At 56.0% G+C, this 22,247-nt stretch carries 21 protein-coding genes; 13 read left to right on the plus strand and 8 right to left on the minus strand.

Going from position 1 to position 22,247, the window contains the following annotated elements; all coding sequences use genetic code 11:
- The first annotated feature begins 123 nt into the window (after positions 1 to 123).
- The 7 genes from dksA to panD all read left to right on the plus strand — a co-directional run bounded on the left by dksA (position 124) and on the right by panD (position 5,637).
- On the plus strand, positions 124 to 579 hold the full coding sequence (dksA, locus tag IM317_RS19475; protein ID WP_001155232.1) for an RNA polymerase-binding protein DksA: 456 nt from the start codon (positions 124 to 126) through the stop codon (positions 577 to 579).
- A gap of 59 nt (positions 580 to 638) precedes the next feature.
- Positions 639 to 1,529 (plus strand): tRNA glutamyl-Q(34) synthetase GluQRS, encoded by an 891-nt coding sequence (gene gluQRS, locus IM317_RS19480; protein WP_033144657.1) that lies wholly within the window; start codon positions 639 to 641, stop codon positions 1,527 to 1,529.
- A 42-nt stretch (positions 1,530 to 1,571) separates the two neighbouring features.
- Complete coding sequence (gene pcnB / locus IM317_RS19485) at positions 1,572 to 2,969, plus strand: polynucleotide adenylyltransferase PcnB (RefSeq protein ID WP_072162357.1); 1,398 nt, start codon at positions 1,572 to 1,574, stop codon at positions 2,967 to 2,969.
- Positions 2,966 to 3,445 (plus strand): 2-amino-4-hydroxy-6-hydroxymethyldihydropteridine diphosphokinase, encoded by a 480-nt coding sequence (gene folK, locus IM317_RS19490; protein ID WP_033144656.1) that lies wholly within the window; start codon positions 2,966 to 2,968, stop codon positions 3,443 to 3,445. Before pcnB ends, folK begins: the two co-directional genes overlap by 4 nt.
- Before the next feature lie 123 nt (positions 3,446 to 3,568).
- Positions 3,569 to 4,360: a 3-methyl-2-oxobutanoate hydroxymethyltransferase gene (gene panB / locus IM317_RS19495; protein ID WP_014882600.1), complete on the plus strand. Its 792-nt coding sequence runs from the start codon at positions 3,569 to 3,571 to the stop codon at positions 4,358 to 4,360.
- Between the two features lie 11 nt (positions 4,361 to 4,371).
- The gene (gene panC, locus IM317_RS19500) at positions 4,372 to 5,223 is read left to right on the plus strand and encodes a pantoate--beta-alanine ligase (RefSeq protein WP_023310431.1); all 852 of its coding nucleotides are present in this window, start codon (positions 4,372 to 4,374) and stop codon (positions 5,221 to 5,223) included.
- Positions 5,224 to 5,256: 33 nt separating this feature from the next.
- Positions 5,257 to 5,637, plus strand: a complete 381-nt coding sequence (gene panD, locus IM317_RS19505) for an aspartate 1-decarboxylase (RefSeq protein ID WP_006810068.1) — start codon at positions 5,257 to 5,259, stop codon at positions 5,635 to 5,637.
- A gap of 3 nt (positions 5,638 to 5,640) precedes the next feature.
- Here the strand turns inward: panD and IM317_RS19510 are convergent, their stop codons facing one another.
- The 4 genes from IM317_RS19510 to IM317_RS19525 all read right to left on the minus strand — a co-directional run bounded on the left by IM317_RS19510 (position 5,641) and on the right by IM317_RS19525 (position 9,189).
- The gene (locus IM317_RS19510; protein ID WP_033144655.1) at positions 5,641 to 6,888 is read right to left on the minus strand and encodes a polysaccharide deacetylase family protein; all 1,248 of its coding nucleotides are present in this window, start codon (positions 6,886 to 6,888) and stop codon (positions 5,641 to 5,643) included.
- Between the two features lie 62 nt (positions 6,889 to 6,950).
- Positions 6,951 to 7,391 carry a PTS sugar transporter subunit IIA gene (locus IM317_RS19515; protein ID WP_033144654.1) on the minus strand — a complete coding sequence of 147 codons (441 nt, stop codon included), beginning with the start codon at positions 7,389 to 7,391 and terminating at the stop codon, positions 6,951 to 6,953.
- Positions 7,392 to 7,495: 104 nt separating this feature from the next.
- The gene (locus IM317_RS19520; protein WP_023310428.1) at positions 7,496 to 8,266 is read right to left on the minus strand and encodes an ABC transporter permease; all 771 of its coding nucleotides are present in this window, start codon (positions 8,264 to 8,266) and stop codon (positions 7,496 to 7,498) included.
- Positions 8,263 to 9,189, minus strand: a complete 927-nt coding sequence (locus IM317_RS19525; protein ID WP_033144653.1) for an ABC transporter ATP-binding protein — start codon at positions 9,187 to 9,189, stop codon at positions 8,263 to 8,265. The genes IM317_RS19520 and IM317_RS19525 overlap by 4 nt, the downstream gene beginning before the upstream one ends.
- A 107-nt stretch (positions 9,190 to 9,296) precedes the next feature.
- Here IM317_RS19525 and can point away from each other — a divergent pair, with 107 nt between their 5' ends.
- Entirely contained in the window at positions 9,297 to 9,959 is a 663-nt protein-coding gene (can, locus tag IM317_RS19530) for a carbonate dehydratase (protein ID WP_008501947.1), read from the plus strand.
- A 61-nt stretch (positions 9,960 to 10,020) separates the two neighbouring features.
- Here the strand turns inward: can and hpt are convergent, their stop codons facing one another.
- Positions 10,021 to 10,557, minus strand: coding sequence for a hypoxanthine phosphoribosyltransferase (gene hpt / locus IM317_RS19535; RefSeq protein WP_008501948.1), 537 nt, complete (start codon positions 10,555 to 10,557; stop codon positions 10,021 to 10,023).
- 208 nt (positions 10,558 to 10,765) lie between these two features.
- Here hpt and IM317_RS19540 point away from each other — a divergent pair, with 208 nt between their 5' ends.
- Positions 10,766 to 13,156 carry a glucose/quinate/shikimate family membrane-bound PQQ-dependent dehydrogenase gene (locus tag IM317_RS19540; RefSeq protein WP_033144652.1) on the plus strand — a complete coding sequence of 797 codons (2,391 nt, stop codon included), beginning with the start codon at positions 10,766 to 10,768 and terminating at the stop codon, positions 13,154 to 13,156.
- Between the two features lie 106 nt (positions 13,157 to 13,262).
- Here IM317_RS19540 and cueO read toward each other — a convergent pair whose 3' ends face one another.
- A complete protein-coding gene (gene cueO / locus IM317_RS19545) occupies positions 13,263 to 14,831 on the minus strand; it encodes a multicopper oxidase CueO (protein WP_033144651.1) in 1,569 nt (522 codons plus the stop codon).
- 145 nt (positions 14,832 to 14,976) lie between these two features.
- On the opposite strand from cueO, the gene IM317_RS19550 reads away from it, so the two are divergent.
- The 3 genes from IM317_RS19550 (at position 14,977) to speD (ending at position 17,105) form a co-directional block, all read left to right on the plus strand.
- Positions 14,977 to 15,324: a YacC family pilotin-like protein gene (locus IM317_RS19550; protein WP_014882582.1), complete on the plus strand. Its 348-nt coding sequence runs from the start codon at positions 14,977 to 14,979 to the stop codon at positions 15,322 to 15,324.
- A gap of 116 nt (positions 15,325 to 15,440) precedes the next feature.
- Complete coding sequence (gene speE / locus IM317_RS19555) at positions 15,441 to 16,310, plus strand: polyamine aminopropyltransferase (protein ID WP_023310424.1); 870 nt, start codon at positions 15,441 to 15,443, stop codon at positions 16,308 to 16,310.
- Positions 16,311 to 17,105, plus strand: a complete 795-nt coding sequence (gene speD, locus IM317_RS19560; protein ID WP_032649781.1) for an adenosylmethionine decarboxylase — start codon at positions 16,311 to 16,313, stop codon at positions 17,103 to 17,105.
- A gap of 31 nt (positions 17,106 to 17,136) precedes the next feature.
- On the opposite strand, the gene yacL is transcribed toward speD, so the two are convergent.
- Both yacL and acnB read right to left on the minus strand, forming a co-directional pair.
- Complete coding sequence (gene yacL, locus IM317_RS19565; protein WP_023310423.1) at positions 17,137 to 17,499, minus strand: protein YacL; 363 nt, start codon at positions 17,497 to 17,499, stop codon at positions 17,137 to 17,139.
- A 189-nt stretch (positions 17,500 to 17,688) separates the two neighbouring features.
- Positions 17,689 to 20,286 (minus strand): bifunctional aconitate hydratase 2/2-methylisocitrate dehydratase, encoded by a 2,598-nt coding sequence (gene acnB, locus IM317_RS19570; protein WP_033144650.1) that lies wholly within the window; start codon positions 20,284 to 20,286, stop codon positions 17,689 to 17,691.
- A 399-nt stretch (positions 20,287 to 20,685) separates the two neighbouring features.
- On the opposite strand from acnB, the gene IM317_RS19575 reads away from it, so the two are divergent.
- Entirely contained in the window at positions 20,686 to 22,242 is a 1,557-nt protein-coding gene (locus tag IM317_RS19575) for a DUF3300 domain-containing protein (RefSeq protein ID WP_193362518.1), read from the plus strand.
- Positions 22,243 to 22,247 lie beyond the last annotated feature (5 nt).

Here is a 22,247-nt window from a genome sequence, read left to right on the forward strand (position 1 = left end):
ACTTCTGCTTTGCGTTGACAGTTACGTTTAGATAATTGCCTTACGGAAAAGCATCTGCTATTTATAGCGACCTGATTTTTCCCCCAACACGGGGATCGATAGTGCGTGTTAAGGAGAAGCAACATGCAAGAAGGGCAAAACCGTAAAACATCGTCCCTGAGTATTCTCGCCATCGCTGGGGTGGAGCCGTATCAAGAGAAGCCGGGCGAAGAGTATATGAACGAAGCCCAGCTGTCGCACTTCAAGCGTATTCTTGAAGCATGGCGTAATCAACTCAGGGATGAAGTCGATCGCACCGTTACTCATATGCAGGATGAAGCTGCCAACTTCCCGGATCCGGTAGACCGTGCCGCTCAGGAAGAAGAGTTCAGCCTCGAACTGCGTAACCGTGACCGCGAACGCAAACTGATCAAAAAGATCGAGAAAACGCTGAAAAAAGTCGAAGACGAAGATTTTGGCTACTGCGAATCCTGCGGTGTTGAAATCGGTATTCGTCGCCTGGAAGCGCGTCCAACCGCCGATCTGTGCATCGACTGTAAAACGCTGGCCGAAATCCGCGAAAAACAGATGGCCGGTTAATACCAGCGCTGTTTACACACTCCAAAGGCGGGAGTCTCTCCCGCCTTGTTACTGTTGATATGTCTGAATCACACTATATTGGGCGCTTCGCGCCATCTCCTTCCGGTGAATTACACTTCGGCTCATTAATTGCCGCGCTCGGCAGCTACCTGCAGGCTCGCGCCCGCCTGGGAAAATGGCTCGTACGCATTGAAGATATTGACCCTCCGCGTGAAGTTCCCGGTGCTGCAGAGACGATTCTGCGTCAGCTGGAACATTACGGTCTTCACTGGGATGACGAGGTGCTCTGGCAGTCAAAACGTCACGATGCCTATCGGGAACGTCTGGCCTGGCTTCGCGAACGGGGGCTTTCCTATAACTGCACCTGCACCCGCGCGCGTATCCAGAGCGTGGGTGGCGTCTATGACGGCCACTGCCGCACGCTTAATCTTCCCCCGGAAAATGCCGCCGTACGTATAAAGCAGCGCTCCCCGGTGACGCACTTTAACGATCTCCTCTCCGGTGAGATTCATGCCGATGAACGTCTGGCGCGTGAGGATTTTATTATTCACCGCCGTGACGGCCTTTTCGCCTATAACCTGGCGGTGGTCGTCGACGATCGTTTTCAGGGCGTGACGGAAATTGTGCGCGGGGCGGATCTGGTCGAGCCGACCGTGCGACAAATATCGCTGTATCACCAGTTTGGCTGGACGGCACCGGACTACATTCATCTGCCGCTGGCGGTCAATGCGCAGGGCTTTAAATTGTCAAAGCAGAACCACGCCCCGGCCCTGCCAGACGGCGATCCGCGTCCTGTTTTGATCGACGCGCTGCGATTTCTCAACCAGAATGTAACCAACGAATGGCAGGATCTGCGTATTGACGAACTGCTGAAAATGGCCGTTGCCAACTGGACGCTCGCGGCAGTGCCAAAAATCCAGCATTCTCAAATGCGTTGCGCTGAGCTATGATTAGCCGCTTTTTTCATAACAAAACACACTACGAGGTGTACCATTTTTACCCGAGTCGCTAATTTTTGCCGCAAAGTGCTAAGCCGCGAAGAGAGCATGGCGAACGATGCTATTGCACAGCCACACATGTCGGTTATTCCGCGTGAGCAGCACACTATTTCCCGCAAAGATATCAGTGAAAATGCCCTCAAGGTGCTCTATCGTCTGAATAAAGCGGGCTACGAGGCCTACCTCGTGGGCGGTGGAGTGCGTGATTTACTGCTGGGCAAAAAACCAAAAGATTTCGACGTGACGACCAGCGCCACGCCTGAGCAGGTGCGCAAATTATTCCGCAACTGCCGTCTCGTTGGCCGCCGTTTCCGTCTGGCTCACGTGATGTTTGGGCCGGAAATTATCGAAGTGGCGACCTTCCGCGGCCACCACGAAGCGGGCGCATCCGATCGCACCACGTCACAGCGCGGCCAGAACGGCATGCTGCTGCGCGACAATATCTTCGGCTCTATCGAAGAAGATGCCCAGCGTCGCGACTTCACCATCAACAGTCTTTATTACAGCGTGGCGGATTTCACCGTGCGCGATTACGTCGGCGGCATGCAGGACCTGAAAGAAGGTCTGATCCGTCTGATCGGCACGCCGGAAACGCGCTATCGTGAAGATCCCGTGCGTATGCTGCGCGCCGTGCGTTTCGCCGCCAAGCTCAATATGCGCATCAGCCCGGAAACAGCTGAGCCTATTCCGCGCCTGGCGACGCTGATTAACGACGTGCCGCCTGCCCGCCTGTTTGAAGAGGCGCTGAAGCTGCTGCAGGCTGGCCACGGCTTTGAAACCTACAACCTGCTGCGCGAATACAACCTGTTCCAGCCCCTCTTCCCGACCATTACCCGCTACTTCACCGAAAGCGGTGACAGCCCAATGGAGCGGATGATTGCGCAGGTGCTGAAAAATACCGATACCCGTATTCGCAACGACATGCGCGTCAATCCGGCGTTCCTGTTTGCGGCGATGTTCTGGTATCCGCTGCTGGAAACGGCCCAGCGAATTACCCAGGAGAGCGGGCTTGCCTATTATGACGCCTTCGCGCTGGCCGCAAACGACGTGCTGGACGAAGGGTGCCGTACGCTCGCTATTCCAAAACGTATTACCACGCTGGTGCGCGATATCTGGCAGCTTCAGCTGCGCATGTCCCGTCGTCAGGGCAAACGCGCCTGGAAGCTGATGGAGCATCCAAAATTCCGCGCCGCCTTCGATCTGCTGTCGCTGCGTGCTGAAATTGAACGCAACCAGGAGCTGCAGCGCCTGGCGCAGTGGTGGGCCGAATTCCAGGTTTCCGCACCGCCGGAGCAAAAAGACATGCTCACCGGGCTGGATGAAGAGCCGGAACCGCGTCGCCGCCATCGTCGCCCGCGCAAACGCGCGCCGCGTCGTGAAGGGACAGCATGACCCTCGCGTATATCGCCATCGGCAGCAATTTAGCCTCTCCGCTGGAGCAGGTGAACGCTGCCGTACAGGCGCTGGGGGAGATCCCGCAAAGCAAGATCGTGGCGGTCTCCTCTTTCTACCGCACGCCGCCGCTGGGCCCGCAGGATCAGCCTGATTATCTCAATGCCGCCGTGGTGCTGGAAACTGCCCTTGATGCCGAAACGCTGCTGGATAACACCCAGCGCATCGAACTGCAGCAGGGACGCGTACGCAAAGCCGAGCGCTGGGGACCGCGCACGCTGGACCTCGACATTATGCTGTTTGGTCACGAAACCATTAACACTGAACGTCTCACCGTTCCGCATTACGACATGAAAAACCGCGGGTTTATGCTTTGGCCGCTGTTTGAAGTCGCCCCCGATCTCATCTTCCCGGATGGCATCCCACTCAGGACCATTCTGGACAACCTCAACGCGGAAAGACCCGCCCGCTGGTGATCCGGTTCCTCTGCCGATTAACCTCAAAATAATTATGGCTAATCGGTTACCTAAAATCATTGTTCCCCCGAATGTTACTGTTAGAATGCGCAAAGATTCGCTTTTGGGCTATCAGGAAACAGTATGAAACCAACCACCATCTCCTTACTGCAGAAATGCAAACAGGAAAAAAAACGCTTCGCCACCATCACCGCGTATGACTACAGCTTCGCCAAACTCTTTGCCGAAGAGGGTATCAACGTCATGCTGGTCGGAGATTCGTTAGGGATGACGGTACAAGGACATGATTCCACCCTGCCGGTCACGGTTGAGGATATCGCTTACCATACGCGTGCGGTGCGCCGCGGGGCTCCAGCCTGCCTGCTGCTTTCCGATCTGCCGTTTATGGCCTATGCCACGCCGGAGCAGGCATTCGAAAACGCGGCAGCGGTCATGCGTGCTGGCGCTAACATGGTCAAAATTGAAGGCGGCGCCTGGCTGGTGGATACGGTGAAGATGCTCACCGAGCGCGCCGTGCCGGTGTGCGGCCATTTGGGCCTGACGCCGCAGTCCGTCAACATCTTTGGTGGATATAAAGTGCAGGGCCGCGGCGATGCAGCCCAGACGCTGTTTGATGATGCCCTGGCGCTGGAAGCCGCAGGTGCACAGCTGCTGGTGCTGGAGTGCGTGCCGGTTGAGCTGGCGAAGCGTATTACTGAAGCCCTGTCGATTCCGGTGATTGGTATTGGCGCGGGCAACGTGACCGACGGCCAGATCCTGGTGATGCACGACGCCTTTGGCATCACCGGCGGGCATATTCCGAAGTTTGCCAAAAATTTCCTCACCGAAGCGGGCGACATGCGCGCTGCGGTCAGGCAGTATATTGCCGACGTTGAATCCGGTGTTTACCCGGGTGAAGAACACAGTTTCCATTAAGGAGTCTCGTTGTGCTAATCATTGAAACCCTGCCGCTGCTGCGCCAGCATATCCGTCGTGCGCGTCAGGAAGGTAAACGTATCGCACTGGTCCCGACCATGGGCAACCTGCATGACGGCCATATGAAGCTGGTTGACGAAGCAAGAGCCCGTGCAGATATCGTGGTGGTCAGTATCTTCGTTAACCCAATGCAGTTTGACCGCGCCGACGATCTGGCACGCTATCCGCGCACCCTGCAGGAAGATTGCGAGAAGCTCAAAAAACGCCATGCGGATATTGTCTTCTCTCCGGCACCGGCGGATGTCTATCCTCAGGGTACCGATGAGGCCACTTACGTTGACGTACCGGGCATTTCCACCATGCTGGAAGGCGCAAGCCGCCCGGGTCATTTCCGCGGCGTATCGACCATCGTCAGCAAGCTGTTCAACCTGGTGCAGCCGGACGTTGCCTGCTTCGGTGAGAAAGATTTCCAGCAGCTGGCGCTGATCCGCAAGATGGTTGCGGATATGGGCTACGATATCGAGATTGTCGGCGTACCGATTGTACGCGCGAAAGACGGTCTGGCGCTCAGCTCGCGAAATGGATACCTGACCGCGGACCAGCGTAAAATCGCGCCGGGCTTAAGCAAGGTCATGAACACCATGGCAGAACAGCTGCTGGCGAAAGAGTTAACGGCCGAAGAGATTATTGCTCTGGCTGAACAGGCGCTGAACGATAAAGGCTTCCGCGCTGATGATATTCAAATTCGCGATGCCGACACGCTTCTGGAGCTTACACAGACCAGCAAACGTGCGGTTATTCTGGTGGCGGCATGGCTTGGTCAGGCCCGCCTAATCGACAACAAAGTGGTTGAACTGGCGTAGGTTTCTCTACCCGGAAGATGAAAGGTAAACGTAATGATTCGCAAAATGCTGCAAGGTAAGCTTCACCGTGTGAAAGTCACCCAGGCCGACCTGCACTATGAAGGCTCCTGCGCCATCGACCAGGATTTCCTTGATGCTGCGGGCATCCTTGAAAACGAAGCGATTGATATCTGGAACGTTAACAACGGCAAACGTTTCTCCACCTACGCCATCGCCGCCGAGCGCGGGTCTAAAATCATCTCCGTTAACGGCGCGGCAGCGCACTGCGCGGACGTGGGCGATATTGTGATTATCGCCAGCTTCGTGATGATGTCTGATGAAGAAGCGCGCCGCTGGCAGCCGAAAGTTGCCTACTTTGAAGGCGACAACGACATGAAACGTACCGCGAAGGCGATTCCGGTTCAGGTTGCTTAAGCACTATCCCTGCGGCTGATTGCTGATCAGCCGCGACATGGTCTCCAGCGAATCCGTTCTTAAGATGTACAGGCGTTTCAGTAAGAACGGATTATCCCCCGGCTTCACCTTCCCTTTCACCGTCGTCACCGCCAGATGGAAACCGGCATCATTCGCCGCCTTTATCGCTTTATTGTCGTAGCCGCCAAACGGATAGGAAAGATAGAGCACGCGTGGATTAAACTGCGCCAGCGCGCGACGCGAGCGTTCAAAATCAAACAAAATCACGTGATAGCTGCGGCTCAGTAAAATCGGGTGCTTATACCCATCCACGCGGTGCAGGAAGTGGGTGTGGGACTGAATATCGAACACATCCTGAATCCCCTTAATCTCCTGCACGCTCATAAACTGCAGCGATTTTGGATCCCACTTCTGCGGATGGCCTTTTATGCGGGAAGAGATAATAAACGCGGTAGCCTTGAAGCCGTACTCTTTCAGCACAGGATAGGCATAGCGGCTGACGGATTTCAGGCCGTCGTCAAAGGTAATCACCACCGATTTTGCAGGCAGGTTCATTTTGTTACGCACGTACCCTTCAAGCTGGTACATCGTCAGAGTGGTATAGCCCTGATCGCGTAGCCAGGCCATCTGGTTGTTGAACGCACGTACGCTGGTCGTTGTGGACGTATGTCGAAAGCGCGTGTTTTCTTCATCACGCAAAATATGATGGTAGGTCAGAACCGGAAGGCCGTTATCTTCCTGCGCGTCCAGGCTGCTGATCCACGCCAGACGATTGCCGATGCGGATCTGGAACCAGGTCTGATTCAGACGGTCTTTCAGTTTATTCAGTATGGGGTAGCGCAGATTGGCGCTTAACGTGCCGAACGGCGCGCTGCCGCTCGACGGCGCGTTATACACCGGCGTGTCTTTCCAGGTAATAAGGTTCTGATTGCTCAGGGGCTTATTGAGATCCCCGAGGCTGTCCTCGACGCGCTGTTTCCCCTGAACCGGCTCCAGGTGCCCCTTGTCGATAAACCCCGTGCCAAAACCGAAGCGAAATTCGTAGTAGTCCGCCGCCGCGGGCACGACGGCCAGGATCTGCCCGGCGCGCACGTTACCGACGTTGATCACGCTGTTCCCCACCTGCGCCCAGATCGCCGCGTCTTCGGTGGTTTGCATGTACTGAGCAGGCAGCGTGTGCTGACTGAGTAAACTGGCTGAGCTGAGGCCGGAAATGAGCATCAATAGCAAGAAAAGAATGCGCGGTAGCATGGTGTCTTAATCGGTGCGGAAAACTGCCGCTATTGTAACAAATGAGACATCAATACCCACGTTTAATTCTTATACAAATCGTGGAGCAGGACGAAGGGAGGATTTTTTTGCTGCTGATGCCACAAGCTGCTGACGCCCGGAACGCCCTGCGCCACGATGGCCTGGCGAAACTCTGCGCTGCTTAAGGATCCACGCTGCGGATACATTAACGCCAGCAGGGAAAAGTTAATACCCGAGATCACTTCACAGCACGCGTGCTTATGGCTCAGCAACGCGGCTGCGCGATAAGGCGCCGCGCCCGATTTATCGGTAAGAAAAATCACGCCATCACCGGTGTCCGTTTCATGCAGGGCATCGCACATCATGCGGCTCAGCATGTTGGTGCTCAACCCGCGCCAGTAGTTTACCGCCCGGCATTGCACCAGCGGGCCAAATCTGGCTTCAAGCTTATCCAGCATTTCTTGCGCCTGTTCATCGTGGCAGGTGATAACCCATCCCAGCATAACTCCCTCCTTAGCAGGCAAGTAGTTTAGCGGAGTGAAGGTTAGCTTACGGTGATAACTGTCAAAGAAAGTGCCCGGCAAACAGAGCGTCGCCGGGCAAAAGATTAGCTGCGCAGCCCGCGTCCGCGCTGGATCAGCGACCAGCAGAGCAGGTAGAAGGCGATGATGAACACCACCAGTACCGCCACCGTGGTAAACAGCGGCACATCGGTGATGCCGAGGAAGCCAAAGCGGAACCCGCTGATCATGTAGACAATCGGGTTCAGGTGCGACAGCGCCTGCCAGAACGGTGGCAGCAGCGTCAGGGAGTAGAACACCCCGCCGAGATAGGTCAGCGGCGTCAGCACGAAGGTCGGGATCAGGCTGATGTCGTCAAACGTTTTGGCGAACACGGCGTTCAGCAGACCGGCCAGCGAGAAGAGGATCGCCGTCAGGAGCAGCGTCAGCGCGACAAACAGCCACGAGTGGACCTGGAACGGCACGAAGAACAGCGAAATCGCCGTGACCAGGATCCCCACGCACAGCCCGCGCGCCACGCCGCCGCCGACATAGCCCGCGATAATAACGTGCGTCGGTACCGGCGCGACCAGCAGCTCTTCAATATTGCGCTGGAACTTGGCGCTAAAGAACGACGACGCCACGTTGGCGTAGGCATTGGTGATCACCGCCATCATGATCAGGCCCGGCACGATAAACTGCATATAGGTAAAGCCGTGCATCTCACCAATCCGGGAGCCAATCAGGTTACCGAAGATGATGAAATAGAGCGTCATCGTGATAACCGGCGGCACCAGGGTTTGCACCCAGATACGCATAAAGCGGTTGATCTCTTTCGCCCAGATACTTTTCAGCGCGACCCAGTAAAGATGCGTCATGCCTTGTCTCCTTGTTTGTCATGTACCAGAGAGACAAACAGCTCTTCCAGTCGGTTCGCTTTGTTACGCATACTTAAAACCTGAATCCCCTGCGCGCTCAGCTGTGAGAACATGCTGTTAATCCCCTGCTCGCGCAGCACTTCCACTTCCAGCGTTGAGGTATCTACCAGACGATAGTTGTAACCTTCAAGTTTTGGCAGCGCGCTTTTCGCCGCCAGATCGAGAATGAAGGTTTCGGATTTCAGCTTGGAGAGCAGATTCTTCATCGAGGTGTTTTCCACCAGCTCGCCGTTCTGAATGATGCCGATATTGCGGCACAGCATTTCAGCCTCTTCCAGATAGTGGGTGGTCAGAATAATGGTGGTGCCTTTGTCGTTGAGATCTTTCAGGAAGCCCCACATGGAGCGACGAAGTTCGATATCAACACCCGCTGTCGGTTCATCGAGGATCAGCAGCTTTGGCTCGTGCATCAGCGCACGTGCAATCATCAGGCGGCGCTTCATCCCGCCGGACAACATGCGCGCGCGTTCGTTACGCTTTTCCCACAGATCGAGCTGCTTAAGGTATTTTTCGCTACGCTCCAGGGCCTCTTTACGCTCAACGCCGTAATAGCCCGCCTGGTTAACCACAATCTGCTGCACCGTCTCGAACGGGTTGAAGTTGAACTCCTGCGGAACCAGCCCCAGCTGGCGCTTGGCGTTCACCACATCTTTTTGCAGGTCGTACCCAAAGACGCTCACCCGGCCGGACGTTTTATTGACCAGCGAGCTGATAATCCCAATGGTGGTCGATTTCCCGGCCCCGTTCGGCCCCAGAAGCGCGTAAAAATCGCCGGCCTCTACTTTCAGATCTATTCCGCGTAGCGCCTGAACGCCACCCGGATAGGTTTTTTTAAGCTGCTCAAGCTCCAGTGCAATTGCCATGAAATTAACTTACCTTCAGTTCTTACACACGTTGTGTGGTTTCATTAAAAGTCGGGTTACCCTATAGTAGCGCAACGCAATAACTCGGTTACAGGTCGCTAACCTCCATGAACAACATAGATACACTCATCAGCAACAATGCACTATGGTCAAAAATGCTGGTGGAGGAAGACCCCGGATTTTTTGGAAAACTCGCGCAGGCTCAGAACCCACGCTTTCTCTGGATTGGATGTTCCGACAGCCGCGTACCGGCGGAGCGCCTGACCGGCCTTGAACCCGGTGAACTGTTTGTTCACCGCAATGTCGCCAATCTCGTGATTCACACCGATCTCAACTGTCTTTCTGTTGTTCAGTATGCCGTGGACGTTCTGCAAGTCGAGCACATCATCATTTGCGGCCATTATGGCTGCGGCGGCGTGCAGGCGGCGGTTGAAAACACGGAACTGGGGCTCATTGATAACTGGCTACTGCACATCCGCGATATCTGGTTCAAACATAGCTCACTGCTGGGCGAAATGCCGCAGGAGCGTCGCATGGATACCCTTTGCGAACTCAACGTGATGGAGCAGGTGTATAACCTGGGCCACTCAACGATCATGCAATCAGCGTGGAAACGCGGGCAGAAGGTCTCTATCCACGGCTGGGCGTACGGGATTCACGATGGCCTGCTGCGCAATCTGGAAGTGACCGCCACCAACCGCGAAACGCTGGAGCAGCGTTACCGTTCGGGGATTGCCAACCTTCAGCTTAAGCATGTAAATCATAAATAAAGCCGGGGATTTTCTCCCTCTCCCTGTAGGAGAGGGCCGGGGTGAGGGTATCAGCCCTCGATTACTCGTCCAGCAATACTACTTTCCCAACATACGGCAGATGACGATAGCGCTGCGCGTAGTCAATGCCGTAACCGACGACGAATTCGTCAGGAATCGAGAAGCCCACGAACTCTACCGGCACCTGCACTTCACGACGGTCAGGTTTGTCCAGCAGCGTACAAATCGCCAGAGATTTTGGCTCGCGCAGGCTCAGGATCTCGCGCACTTTTGACAGCGTGTTGCCGGAGTCGATGATGTCCTCAACGATCAACACATCTTTGCCACGAATATCTTCATCCAGATCTTTCAGGATTTTCACATCACGGGTAGTGGACATGCCGCTGCCGTAGCTGGAGGCGGTCATAAAATCGACCTCATGGGGCACATGCACCTCACGGCACAGGTCTGCCATGAACATGAAAGAGCCGCGCAACAGACCGACCAGCACCATTTCGCTGCCGCTGTCCTTGTAATGTTCGGTGATTTGACGACCCAGTTCGGCGATACGCGCTTTGATCTCGGCTTCCGGGATCATCACTTCAACAGTATGTTTCATATTACTAACCAAATGATTTTAGTGAAAATCTCTCAATACGGATGAGTTAATATCCAGCACTGATACGCAAGCCAGCCATTATATCAGCAAATGGATAAGCCTGGCGTATGAGTTATAAAAAGCAAATATTGTGATTCCGATCACACTTGTTAATACCTATAATTAGTTGCTAGCAAATTATTAACAAAAACTGACGAGTACACTTTCTATGGCTGAAACAAACTCTAAACAGCCGCGTCTACTGGTGACATTAACAGCCGCATTCGCAGCCTTCTGCGCGCTGTATCTGTTAATCGGTGGCGTCTGGCTGGTCGCTTTAGGCGGCTCCTGGTACTACCCGATTGCGGGTCTGGTTATGGTTGGCGTAACCGTCCTGCTGTTGCGTAGAAAACAATCTGCACTGTGGCTGTATGCCGCCCTCCTTCTTGCCACCATGATCTGGGGCGTCTGGGAAGTCGGGTTCGACTTCTGGGCACTGACGCCGCGCAGCGACATCCTGGTCTTCTTCGGTATCTGGCTGATCCTGCCGTTCGTCTGGCGTCGCCTGATTGTGCCTTCCAGCGGTGCTGTGGCGGGCCTGGTTGTTGCCCTGCTGATTACCGGCGGCATTCTGACCTGGGCTGGCTTTAATGACCCGCAGGAGATCAACGGTACGCTGAACGCGGAATCCACGCCTGCGGCAGCTATCTCCCAGGTCGCTGACGGCGACTGGCCAGCGTATGGTCGTAACCAGGAAGGTCAACGTTACTCCCCGCTGAAGCAGATCAACGCGGACAACGTTAAAAACCTGAAGGAAGCCTGGGTATTCCGTACCGGCGATCTGAAGATGCCGAACGATCCGGGTGAACTGACCAACGAAGTCACGCCGATTAAAGTCGGCAATATGCTCTACCTGTGTACGGCGCACCAGCGTCTGTTCGCGCTCGACGCGGCCACCGGTAAAGAGAAATGGCACTTCGATCCGCAGCTGAATTCCAACCCGTCCTTCCAGCACGTCACCTGCCGCGGCGTCTCTTACCACGAAGCGCGTGCCGATAATGCGAGCCCGGAAGTCATTGCTGACTGTCCTCGCCGCATCATGCTGCCGGTGAACGATGGCCGTCTGTTCGCCATCAATGCCGAAACGGGCAAGCTGTGTGAAACCTTTGCCAACAAAGGGATCCTGAACCTGCAGACCAACATGCCGGACACCACGCCGGGTCTGTATGAGCCAACCTCACCGCCAATCATCACCGATAAAACTATCGTGATTGCCGGTTCGGTAACGGATAACTTCTCCACGCGTGAAACCTCCGGCGTAATCCGTGGTTTCGACGTGAACACCGGTAAACTGCTGTGGGCCTTCGACCCGGGCGCGAAAGATCCCAACGCGATCCCGTCGGACGAGCACACCTTTACCTTTAACTCGCCAAACTCCTGGGCGCCAGCGGCGTATGACGCGAAGCTGGACCTGGTCTATCTGCCAATGGGTGTGACCACGCCAGATATCTGGGGCGGTAACCGCACGCCGGAGCAGGAGCGTTATGCGAGCGCTATCGTGGCGCTGAATGCGACCACCGGTAAGCTGGCATGGAGCTACCAGACCGTTCACCACGATCTGTGGGATATGGATATGCCGTCCCAGCCGACGCTGGCGGACATTACCGTTGATGGCAAAACCGTTCCGGTGATTTACGCGCCGGCCAAGACGGGCAACATCTTCGTGTTGGATCGCAGCAACGGCAAGCTGGTTGTGCCTGCACCGGAAAAACCGGTTCCGCAGGGCGCGGCGAAAGGCGATTACGTCAGCAAAACCCAGCCGTTCTCTGACCTGAGCTTCCGTCCGAAGAAAGACCTCAGCGGTGCAGACATGTGGGGCGCCACCATGTTTGACCAGCTGGTGTGCCGCGTGATGTTCCACCAGCTGCGCTATGAAGGCATCTTCACGCCGCCGTCTGAGCAGGGCACGCTGGTCTTCCCGGGTAACCTGGGGATGTTCGAGTGGGGCGGGATCTCCGTTGACCCTAACCGTCAGGTGGCGATTGCCAACCCGATGGCGCTGCCGTTCGTTTCCCGCTTGATCCCACGCGGTCCGGGCAACCCAATGGAGCAGCCGAAAGACGCGAAAGGCAGCGGTACCGAAGCCGGCATTCAGCCGCAGTACGGCGTGCCGTTTGGCGTAACGCTGAACCCGTTCCTGTCGCCGTTTGGTCTGCCGTGTAAACAGCCTGCCTGGGGTTATATCTCCGGTCTGGATCTGAAGACTAACCAGATCGTATGGAAAAAACGTATTGGTACGCCACAGGACAGCATGCCGTTCCCGATGCCTGTTCCGGTGCCGTTCAATATGGGTATGCCAATGCTGGGTGGCCCAATCTCCACCGCCGGTAACGTGCTGTTCATCGCGGCAACCGCAGATAACTACCTGCGCGCGTACAACATGACCAACGGTGAAAAACTGTGGCAGGGCCGTCTGCCGGCGGGTGGACAGGCCACGCCGATGACCTATGAAGTGAATGGCAAGCAGTACGTTGTCATCTCAGCGGGCGGTCACGGTTCGTTTGGCACGAAGATGGGCGACTACATCGTCGCGTATGCGTTGCCTGACGAAGGCAAATAAAAGCAAAACGGCAACTTCGGTTGCCGTTTTTGTGTTTGTTCCCTCTCCCTGTGGGAGAGGGTCAGGGTGAGGGCATCAGGCCGCACCTGTGACCACCCGGCTTTTTTTATACCGTGAACCCCAGCATCATCCCCGTATCCTCATGCTCCAGCAGGTGGCAGTGCGCCATATAGGCAAACTCCTTCGGCGCCTCGTGGTCAAACTTCACCAGCACCTCGCTGACGCCGCCCTCCACTCTCACCGTATCTTTCCAGCCTGCGCGATGCGCATCCGGCGCTTTGCCGTTTTCTGTAAGAATACGGAACTGGGTGCCGTGGATATGGAACGGGTGCAGCATCATGTCCCCTTCGCCTGAAATCACCCAGCGCTCGAGCTGACCTTTTGTCGCTGCAAACATTGGCGTATTCATGTCGAACGCTTTGCCGTTGATCATGTTGGCGTTGTGGAAATCAAAGCCATGGTCGCCGTGATTCATGTTCCCCATGCCGCCCATTTTTCCGTGGTCCATATTCATGTGGCCCATCATCTGGCCGTGCTGCATCCCGGCCATCGCCTTATCGCCATATTTCGCCATCAGCGCCTGCATGCCCATCATATCGAGCATCGGGTTCATTGAGAGCTGCAGCTTGCGCTGCGTAAGCCCCTCCAGCGACGGGAGGGCTGGCAGGGTGGTTAACGTATCAGGCAGCGTGCCGGATGCGGCCACCAGCAGCGGCTGAATACGCAGCACCGGATGCGGCTTATCAAACGGTGCGACCGCCATCCCCATCTGGCTCACCGGCAGCGTCACGAGGTCAAACGGCTTACCGTCGCTGATATCCACCAGCACCTCAAAGCGTTCGCCCATGAGCATCGGCAGCTCGCTCACCTTCACCGGCTCCGGCAGCAGGCCGCCGTCGCTGGCGACCACATACAGCGGGCGTTTATCGCTGGCGGCGAAATTCAGCGAGCGCGCGTTACAGCCGTTGAGCAGGCGCAGGCGCAGCCAGCCTTTCGGCGCGGCGTGCTGAGGGTAAATGGCGCCGTTGGTCAGCAGCGTGTCGCCAAACCAGCCTACCGCCGCGCTCATCACGTCCAGCTGATAGTCAATTTGCCCGTCAGCGTTGAATTTCTTGTCCTGCACAATCACCGGTACATCGTCAATGCCCCACTGTTTCGGCAGGCGCAGCAGGCGGCTTTCGTCGTCTTCAATCAGCACCAGCCCCGCCAGCCCCATCGCCACCTGATGGCCCGTTTTGCCATGTTGATGCGGATGGAACCAGCAGGTCGCCGCGCGCTGATCGGGCGTAAAGGTGACGCTGCGCGTACCGCCCGCTTTGATGATGCCCTGCGGCCCGCCGTCCACCTCGCCCGGCACTTCCAGCCCGTGCCAGTGCAGCGTCGTCTCTTCGGCGAGCGTGTTGTGGATATCCACCGTCACCGCTTTCCCTTTACGTAGCTGAAGCGCCGGACCGAGCAAATTGCCGTTATAGCCCCACGTCGTGGCGTTGTGCTCGCCGAACGTCGTTTTACCGGCCTGAACCACAAGCTGGATACGGCTGCGGGCGTCAGCGGTCAGTAAGTCAGGGATGGGTAAGGCAGGCCTGTCGGCCGCTAAAACCGCGCGGCTCCAGAGAGGTAATGCGCTGGCAGCCCCCAGCACAGCGGAATATTTTAAAAAATCACGACGTTGCATGTTCATTTCCTTATTTCCAGCAGGCGATCTTTTGAGCATAAACCCTCCCCTTACCGGAAGGTCAAGTAAAGCGGCAATAATAAAGATCGTCGCACCGGCATCAAGTATGCTAACGTTAATTTTCCGTGAAGAAGTGGTAGAAGCAATGAAGACGTTTTTCAGGACAATTTTGTTCGGAAGCCTGATGGCAATGTGTGCGAACAGCTATGCGCTAAGTGAAAATGAAGCGGAAGATATGGCCGATTTAACGGCGGTTTTTGTATTCCTGAAAAATGATTGTGGCTACCAGAATTTACCCAACGGGCAGATTCGCCGCGCGCTGGTCTTTTTTGCCCAGCAAAACCAGTGGGATCTCAGCAACTACGACAGCTTCGACATGAAGGCGCTCGGCGAAGACAGCTACCGTGACTTGAGCGGTATTGGTATTCCCACTGCCAAAAAATGTAAAGCGCTGGCTCGCGACTCACTCAGCCTGCTCGCCTACGTCAAATAACCTTCCCGACGCCCCCCTGTTGAACCTATAGCCGTGCAACCACGGTTATAGTTAGCTATCATGTTTCGCTCATTTTTTGTGAGCGTAACGGATGTTAACAAAGGAGGAGTCCGCGTATGGCCGACCACACGTTGTGGCATGAAACATTGCATGACCAGTTTGGTCAGTACTTTGCCGTTGATAACGTGCTCTATCATGAGAAAACCGATCACCAGGATCTCATCATCTTCGAAAACGCCGCCTTTGGCCGCGTGATGGCGCTGGACGGCGTCGTGCAAACCACCGAGCGCGACGAGTTTATCTATCACGAAATGATGACCCACGTTCCGCTGCTGGCGCACGGTCACGCGAAGCATGTCCTGATTATCGGCGGCGGCGACGGCGCAATGCTGCGTGAAGTGTCCCGTCATCGTTCCATTGAAACCATCACCATGGTGGAAATCGACGCGGGCGTCGTCTCTTTCTGCCGCCAGTATCTGCCCAACCACAATGCCGGTAGCTATGACGATCCGCGCTTTAGCCTGGTGATTGACGACGGCGTTAACTTTGTTAACCAGACCTCGCAGACCTTTGACGTCATTATCTCCGACTGCACCGACCCAATCGGCCCCGGCGCGTCGCTGTTTACCTCCTCCTTCTACGAAGGCTGCAAGCGCTGCCTGAACCCGGGCGGGATCTTCGTCGCACAAAATGGCGTCTGCTTCCTGCAGCAGGATGAAGCGCTCGACAGCCATCGTAAGCTCAGCACCTATTTCGATGACGTCAGCTTCTATCAGGCCGCTATTCCGACGTACTACGGCGGGATCATGACCTTTGCCTGGGCGACCGATAACGACGTATTACGCCATCTCTCCACCGAAATTATTCAGGCCCGCTTCCATCAGGCCGGTCTTCAGTGCCGATACTACAATCCGGCTATCCATACCGCAGCGTTTGCTCTGCCGCAGTACCTGCAAGACGCATTATCCACTAAGGGGGTGAGCTAATTGAAAAAGCTTAAACTGCATGGCTTTAACAACCTGACGAAAAGCCTGAGTTTTTGTATTTACGATATCTGCTATGCCAAAACAGCGGAAGAACGCGATGGTTACATCGCCTATATCGACGAACTCTACAACGCCAACCGTCTGACCGAGATCCTGTCAGAAACCTGTTCCATTATTGGCGCAAACATCCTGAACATCGCCCGACAGGATTATGAACCTCAGGGCGCCAGCGTGACTATTCTGGTCAGCGAAGAGCCGGTCGACCCGAAGCTTATCGACAAAACTGAACATCCGGGCCCGCTGCCGGAAGTGGTCGTGGCCCACCTGGATAAAAGCCATATCTGCGTGCACACCTACCCGGAGAGTCACCCGGAAGGCGGGCTGTGCACGTTCCGCGCCGATATTGAAGTGTCGACCTGCGGCGTGATTTCACCGCTGAACGCGCTGAACTATTTAATCCACCAGCTGGAATCGGACATCGTCACCATTGACTATCGCGTGCGTGGTTTTACCCGCGATATCAACGGCATGAAGCATTTCATCGACCACGAGATTAACTCCATCCAGAACTTTATGTCCGAGGACATGAAATCGCTGTACGACATGATGGACGTGAACGTGTATCAGGAAAATATCTTCCATACCAAGATGTTACTTAAGGAATTCGACCTTAAGCACTATATGTTCCACACGAAGCCGGAAGATTTGAGCGAAGAAGAACGTAAGGCGATTACTGACCTGCTCTGGAAAGAGATGCGCGAGATTTACTACGGCCGCAATATTCCGGCCGTGTAAGAGCAAGCCGGAGCAGGGATGCTCCGGTCTGTTATTTCTGTTTCATAAAGTCGCGGTAGGCATTTACCACCTGAAGGAAATCCTCTACGCCGCACATCGACAGGCTTTCTTCGTCGTAGTAGCTCATCCCCTCTTCCATCTCGTCACCTGAAAACTCGAGCTGGTTGGCACGCACCATGACCTCTTCACCGTCCATCCACAGCGTATATTCATGCCCGGCGCGCTGCCAGGATCGTTCACTGCCTTTCACCGTATTTGCCGCCTGTTCAACCTCATCAAGAAGTGCGAGATTTTCTTTCACCTCTTCGTTAAACCAGTGTCCAACGGCTTCGTGGCCCATCGACATACGCACTTTCACCACTCCGGTGATGTCGCGCAGAAATTCGTAATCCATAGTGTTTTCCTCTGCAAAGCCATTAAGGTAATTATCGCAGCAGCGAGGAAGAAAAAAAGCGTGAGAGGTGGGAGGAATGAAAATAAAAAGGTGAGAGCAAGACCCTGCGGCCTGATGCCCTCACCCGCCCCTCTCCCACGGGAGAGGGTGCAAACACTAAAAACCGTCTCATGGAGACGGTTTTGCTGTTTATACCGCCGTCTGGAAGATAACCCCGTCGGCCTTCTCGGTGTACTGAGAAAGCTGATCGAAGTTCAGATAGCGATAGGTATCCACCGCGGTCTTATCCACCTGAGCCACAAAGGTCTGGTACTCTTCCGGCGTTGGCAGTTTGCCAATCAGCGCCGCAACCGCCGCCAGCTCCGCAGAGGCCAGGAAGACGTTCGCACCGGTACCTAAACGGTTCGGGAAGTTACGGGTAGAGGTGGAAACCACCGTCGCACCGTCGGCTACGCGCGCCTGGTTGCCCATACACAGGGAACAGCCAGGGATTTCGATACGCGCCCCGCTCTTACCAAACACGCTGTAGTAGCCCTCTTCGGTCAGCTGAGCCGCGTCCATACGGGTTGGCGGCGCTACCCACAGACGGGTTGGCAGCTGGCCTTTGTGGGTATCCAGCAGCTTACCGGCAGCACGGAAGTGACCGATGTTGGTCATACAGGATCCGATGAACACTTCGTCGATCTTCTCGCCCTGAACCTCAGACAGCGGACGCGCGTCGTCCGGATCGTTCGGCGCACACAGGATTGGCTCTTTGATATCCGCCAGATCGATGTCGATCACCGCCGCGTACTCTGCGTCAGCATCGGCTTCCAGCAGCTGCGGATCGGCCAGCCATTTTTCCATGCCCTGGATACGACGCTCCAGCGTACGACGGTCGCCGTAGCCTTCTGCAATCATCCACTTCAGCAGCACGATGTTGGAAGTCAGATACTCGATAATCGGCTCTTTGTTCAGCTTGATGGTACAGCCCGCCGCAGAACGCTCGGCGGAAGCATCGGTCAGCTCGAACGCCTGCTCCACTTTCAGATCCGGCAGACCTTCAATTTCCAGAATGCGGCCAGAGAAGATGTTTTTCTTCCCTTTCTTCTCAACGGTCAGCAGGCCCTGTTTAATCGCATACAGCGGGATCGCGTGAACCAGGTCGCGCAGGGTGATGCCCGGCTGCATTTTACCTTTGAAGCGCACCAGCACCGATTCCGGCATATCCAGCGGCATCACGCCCGTCGCTGCAGCAAACGCCACCAGACCGGAGCCCGCCGGGAAGGAGATACCGATTGGGAAACGGGTATGTGAGTCACCGCCGGTACCCACTGTATCCGGCAGCAGCATGCGGTTCAGCCAGGAGTGGATTACGCCGTCACCCGGACGCAGGGAAACGCCGCCGCGGTTCATGATGAAGTCTGGCAGCGTGTGGTGCGTGGTCACGTCAACCGGCTTCGGATAGGCCGCCGTGTGGCAGAAGGACTGCATCACCAGGTCAGAAGAGAAGCCCAGGCACGCCAGGTCTTTCAGTTCGTCACGGGTCATTGGGCCAGTGGTGTCCTGAGAGCCCACGGAGGTCATCTTAGGCTCGCAGTACGCGCCAGGACGAATACCGGCTACGCCGCACGCGCGGCCCACCATTTTCTGTGCCAGAGAATAACCGCGGTTGCTTTCCGCCACGTCTTTCGCCTGACGGAAAACGTCTGAGTGCGGCAGACCCAGCGCTTCGCGCGCTTTGGTGGTCAGGCCACGGCCGATGATCAGCGGGATACGGCCACCGGCGCGCACTTCGTCGATCAGCACGTCGGTTTTCAGCTCGAAGCTTGCCAGCAGCTCGTTGGTCTCGTGGTTGCGCACTTCGCCTTTGTACGGGTAAACGTCAATCACGTCACCCATGTTCAGGTTAGAAACGTCCACTTCGATCGGCAGGGCGCCCGCATCTTCCATGGTGTTGAAGAAGATTGGCGCAATTTTGCCGCCGAGGCACAGGCCGCCGCCGCGCTTGTTCGGCACGTGCGGAATGTCGTCGCCCATGAACCACAGCACGGAGTTGGTTGCGGACTTACGGGAAGAACCGGTACCCACAACGTCACCCACATAGGCCAGCGGGAACCCTTTTTTCTGCAGGGCTTCGATCTGTTTGATCGGGCCGACGCTGCCCGGCTGATCCGGCTCAATACCTTCACGGGCGTTTTTCAGCATCGCCAGAGCGTGCAGAGGGATATCCGGGCGAGACCACGCGTCCGGTGCCGGAGAGAGGTCATCGGTGTTGGTTTCACCGGTCACTTTAAAGACGGTAACGGTGATTTTTTCAGCCAGCGCTGGGCGGTTCAGGAACCATTCGGCATCAGCCCAGGACTGCATCACCTGCTTCGCATAGACGTTGCCTGCTTTGGCTTTTTCTTCTACGTCGTAGAAGTTATCGAACATCAGCAGCGTGGACGAGAGCGCTTTAGCGGCAATCGGTGCCAGCTTGTCGTTATCCAGCGCGTCAATCAGCGGATGAATGTTGTAACCACCCTGCATGGTGCCGAGCAGTTCAATGGCTTTTTCAGGAGTAACCAGTGGGGAGGTGGCTTCGCCTTTGGCGATAGCAGCAAGGAATCCGGCTTTTACGTAGGCAGCTTCATCTACGCCAGGCGGTACGCGGTTGATCAGCAGATCTAACAGGAATTCTTCTTCGCCCTTAGGCGGGTTCTTCAGCAGCTCGACGAGCGCGGCCATTTGGGTTGCATCTAAAGGTTTGGGTACAATTCCCTCGGCGGCACGTTCTGCTACGTGCTTACGGTATTCTTCTAGCACGACGGTTCTCCTCGCTCTCATTGTCATATGCGGCGGGCGTTCTCTTCACGCTCCTGTGAGACAGCAGTTTGTAGGGTAAATGCCCGATACCGCGTCGGGCAGCATAGCAGGATTTCTGCACAGTGTTAATCCGTTTACAAAAAAGCAACATTAAAAAATTTGCTGAATCGTTAAGCATGGTGTAGCGGGGATTCAGGGCATCTTTTTGCGATATCTTCTGCACCGTGACGCTTCAGTTTTTTCTTCATCAGATATAATTGTGTAATAAATACTCACACTCTTTATCCGGACGTCCCGGACGCTTCCCAATAAAAGTCAAAACAGTAAAAGACGGGTGAATAATACTCACGCCAACCGTAACGCCTCACGGCACAGCGCTTGTCTCGTTGGAGTCATTTTATGAAGTTGCCCTTTAAGCCACATCTGCTCGTCCTTGTGTGCAGTGCCGGGCTGTTTGCCGCCTCGGGCGTCATGTTTGTCAAAGGCCGCGCCACGGAGCCCGCTGCGCCGGCTCCCGTCGCACAACAACAGGCTGCACCTGCGCCTGCAGCAGCCCAGCCCGCCCCTGTTGTCGCGCCAGCCTACACTGCCGCGCAAATCGATCAATGGGTTGCTCCCATCGCGCTCTACCCGGATGCCCTGCTGTCGCAAATTTTAATGGCGTCGACCTATCCGGCCAACGTGATCCAGGCGGCGCAGTGGTCCAAAGACAACCCTAAAATGGAAGGGGACGCCGCGATTCAGGCCGTTGCCAGCCAGCCCTGGGATCCCAGCGTAAAATCGCTGGTCGCGTTTCCTCAGCTTATGTCCCTGATGGGTGAAAACCCGCCGTGGGTACAAAATCTGGGTGATGCGTTTCTCGCGCAGCCGAAGGACGTGATGGATTCCGTTCAGCGCCTGCGCGCGCTGGCGCAGAAGGCCGGCGCTTTACAATCCACGCCCCAGCAGACGGTCACCACCGTGACAAAACCGGCGCCAGCGAAAACCAGCACCGCCGACGCAACGACAACCACGACGTCCGCGCCCGCTCCAACGGTAATCAAAATTGAATCTGCCGATCCGCAGGTTGTTTACGTCCCGACCTATAACCCCAATACGGTTTACGGTACCTGGCCAAATACCGCCTATCCGCCCACCTATCTCCCGCCTGCACCCGGGGAGCAGTTTGGCAACAGCTTCGTAAACGGTTTAGGCTTCAGCCTGGGCGTCGCCACAACCTATGCCATCTTCAGCAACATCGACTGGGATGATGACGATGACTGGGATCATCACCATGGCGACTGGGATAATCACGGCGGCTATAACCGCAACGGCGATAACAATATCAATATCAACGTTGAGAACTTCAATAAAATCAGCGGACAGCGCCTGACGGACGCCAACCGCACCTGGCAGCACAACCCGGCCTATCGGGAAGGCGTGCCCTATCCGACTAACCAGCTCAACACTCGCTTCCACTCCACCAACACGGCGACAGGGCTCGGCTCAACGCAGCAAAAACCGGTTAACCGCGATAGCCAGCGTCAGGCCGCGCTAAGCCAGATGGAGAAATCCACGGGCAAAACCTTCCCCCAAACGGCGCGCACCGGAACGAAAGACGTGCAGCGTCAGGCCTCAGGTGAACAGCTGAAGCAGATTTCACAGCGCAATAACTACCGCGGCTACGACACCAAACCGCAGACGGCGAAGCGGAGCACCGCGCAGCAGCGAGAAAATCGCCAGACCACCGCACAGAGACAAGAGAAGCGGGTTTCGCAGCCCGCGCAGCAACGCTCTCTCCAGCAGCGAAGCAGCCAGCCCCGGGCCAATGCGCTGAGCGGTAACGACAGCCGCTCGGCGAACTGGCAGGCGCAGCAGCAGCGCGGTGCGCAAAGCAGACAGCTCGCTGCGCGCCAGCAGCAGCCACGTCAGGCGTCTGGTGGACGTGCTGAACGCCGTGAAATTCGACATCGCTAAGGGAA

The sequence above is a fragment of the Enterobacter cloacae complex sp. S3 genome (assembly GCF_014930495.1).
Lineage (GTDB): Bacteria > Pseudomonadota > Gammaproteobacteria > Enterobacterales > Enterobacteriaceae > Enterobacter > Enterobacter asburiae_B.

Excerpts from the sequence above, each read along its gene's own strand:
- IM317_RS19550 (WP_014882582.1), top strand. The coding sequence starts at position 14,977 with ATGAAGACGTTTTTCAGGACAATTTTGTTCGGAAGCCTGATGGCAATG.
- cueO (WP_033144651.1), bottom strand. The coding sequence starts at position 14,831 with ATGCAACGTCGTGATTTTTTAAAATATTCCGCTGTGCTGGGGGCTGCC.
- folK (WP_033144656.1), top strand. The coding sequence starts at position 2,966 with ATGACCCTCGCGTATATCGCCATCGGCAGCAATTTAGCCTCTCCGCTG.
- IM317_RS19540 (WP_033144652.1), top strand. The coding sequence starts at position 10,766 with ATGGCTGAAACAAACTCTAAACAGCCGCGTCTACTGGTGACATTAACA.
- yacL (WP_023310423.1), bottom strand. The coding sequence starts at position 17,499 with ATGGATTACGAATTTCTGCGCGACATCACCGGAGTGGTGAAAGTGCGT.
- panD (WP_006810068.1), top strand. The coding sequence starts at position 5,257 with ATGATTCGCAAAATGCTGCAAGGTAAGCTTCACCGTGTGAAAGTCACC.
- panB (WP_014882600.1), top strand. The coding sequence starts at position 3,569 with ATGAAACCAACCACCATCTCCTTACTGCAGAAATGCAAACAGGAAAAA.
- IM317_RS19515 (WP_033144654.1), bottom strand. The coding sequence starts at position 7,391 with ATGCTGGGATGGGTTATCACCTGCCACGATGAACAGGCGCAAGAAATG.
- can (WP_008501947.1), top strand. The coding sequence starts at position 9,297 with ATGAACAACATAGATACACTCATCAGCAACAATGCACTATGGTCAAAA.
- speE (WP_023310424.1), top strand. The coding sequence starts at position 15,441 with ATGGCCGACCACACGTTGTGGCATGAAACATTGCATGACCAGTTTGGT.
- IM317_RS19510 (WP_033144655.1), bottom strand. The coding sequence starts at position 6,888 with ATGCTACCGCGCATTCTTTTCTTGCTATTGATGCTCATTTCCGGCCTC.
- IM317_RS19525 (WP_033144653.1), bottom strand. The coding sequence starts at position 9,189 with ATGGCAATTGCACTGGAGCTTGAGCAGCTTAAAAAAACCTATCCGGGT.
- gluQRS (WP_033144657.1), top strand. The coding sequence starts at position 639 with ATGTCTGAATCACACTATATTGGGCGCTTCGCGCCATCTCCTTCCGGT.
- hpt (WP_008501948.1), bottom strand. The coding sequence starts at position 10,557 with ATGAAACATACTGTTGAAGTGATGATCCCGGAAGCCGAGATCAAAGCG.
- IM317_RS19520 (WP_023310428.1), bottom strand. The coding sequence starts at position 8,266 with ATGACGCATCTTTACTGGGTCGCGCTGAAAAGTATCTGGGCGAAAGAG.
- IM317_RS19575 (WP_193362518.1), top strand. The coding sequence starts at position 20,686 with ATGAAGTTGCCCTTTAAGCCACATCTGCTCGTCCTTGTGTGCAGTGCC.
- dksA (WP_001155232.1), top strand. The coding sequence starts at position 124 with ATGCAAGAAGGGCAAAACCGTAAAACATCGTCCCTGAGTATTCTCGCC.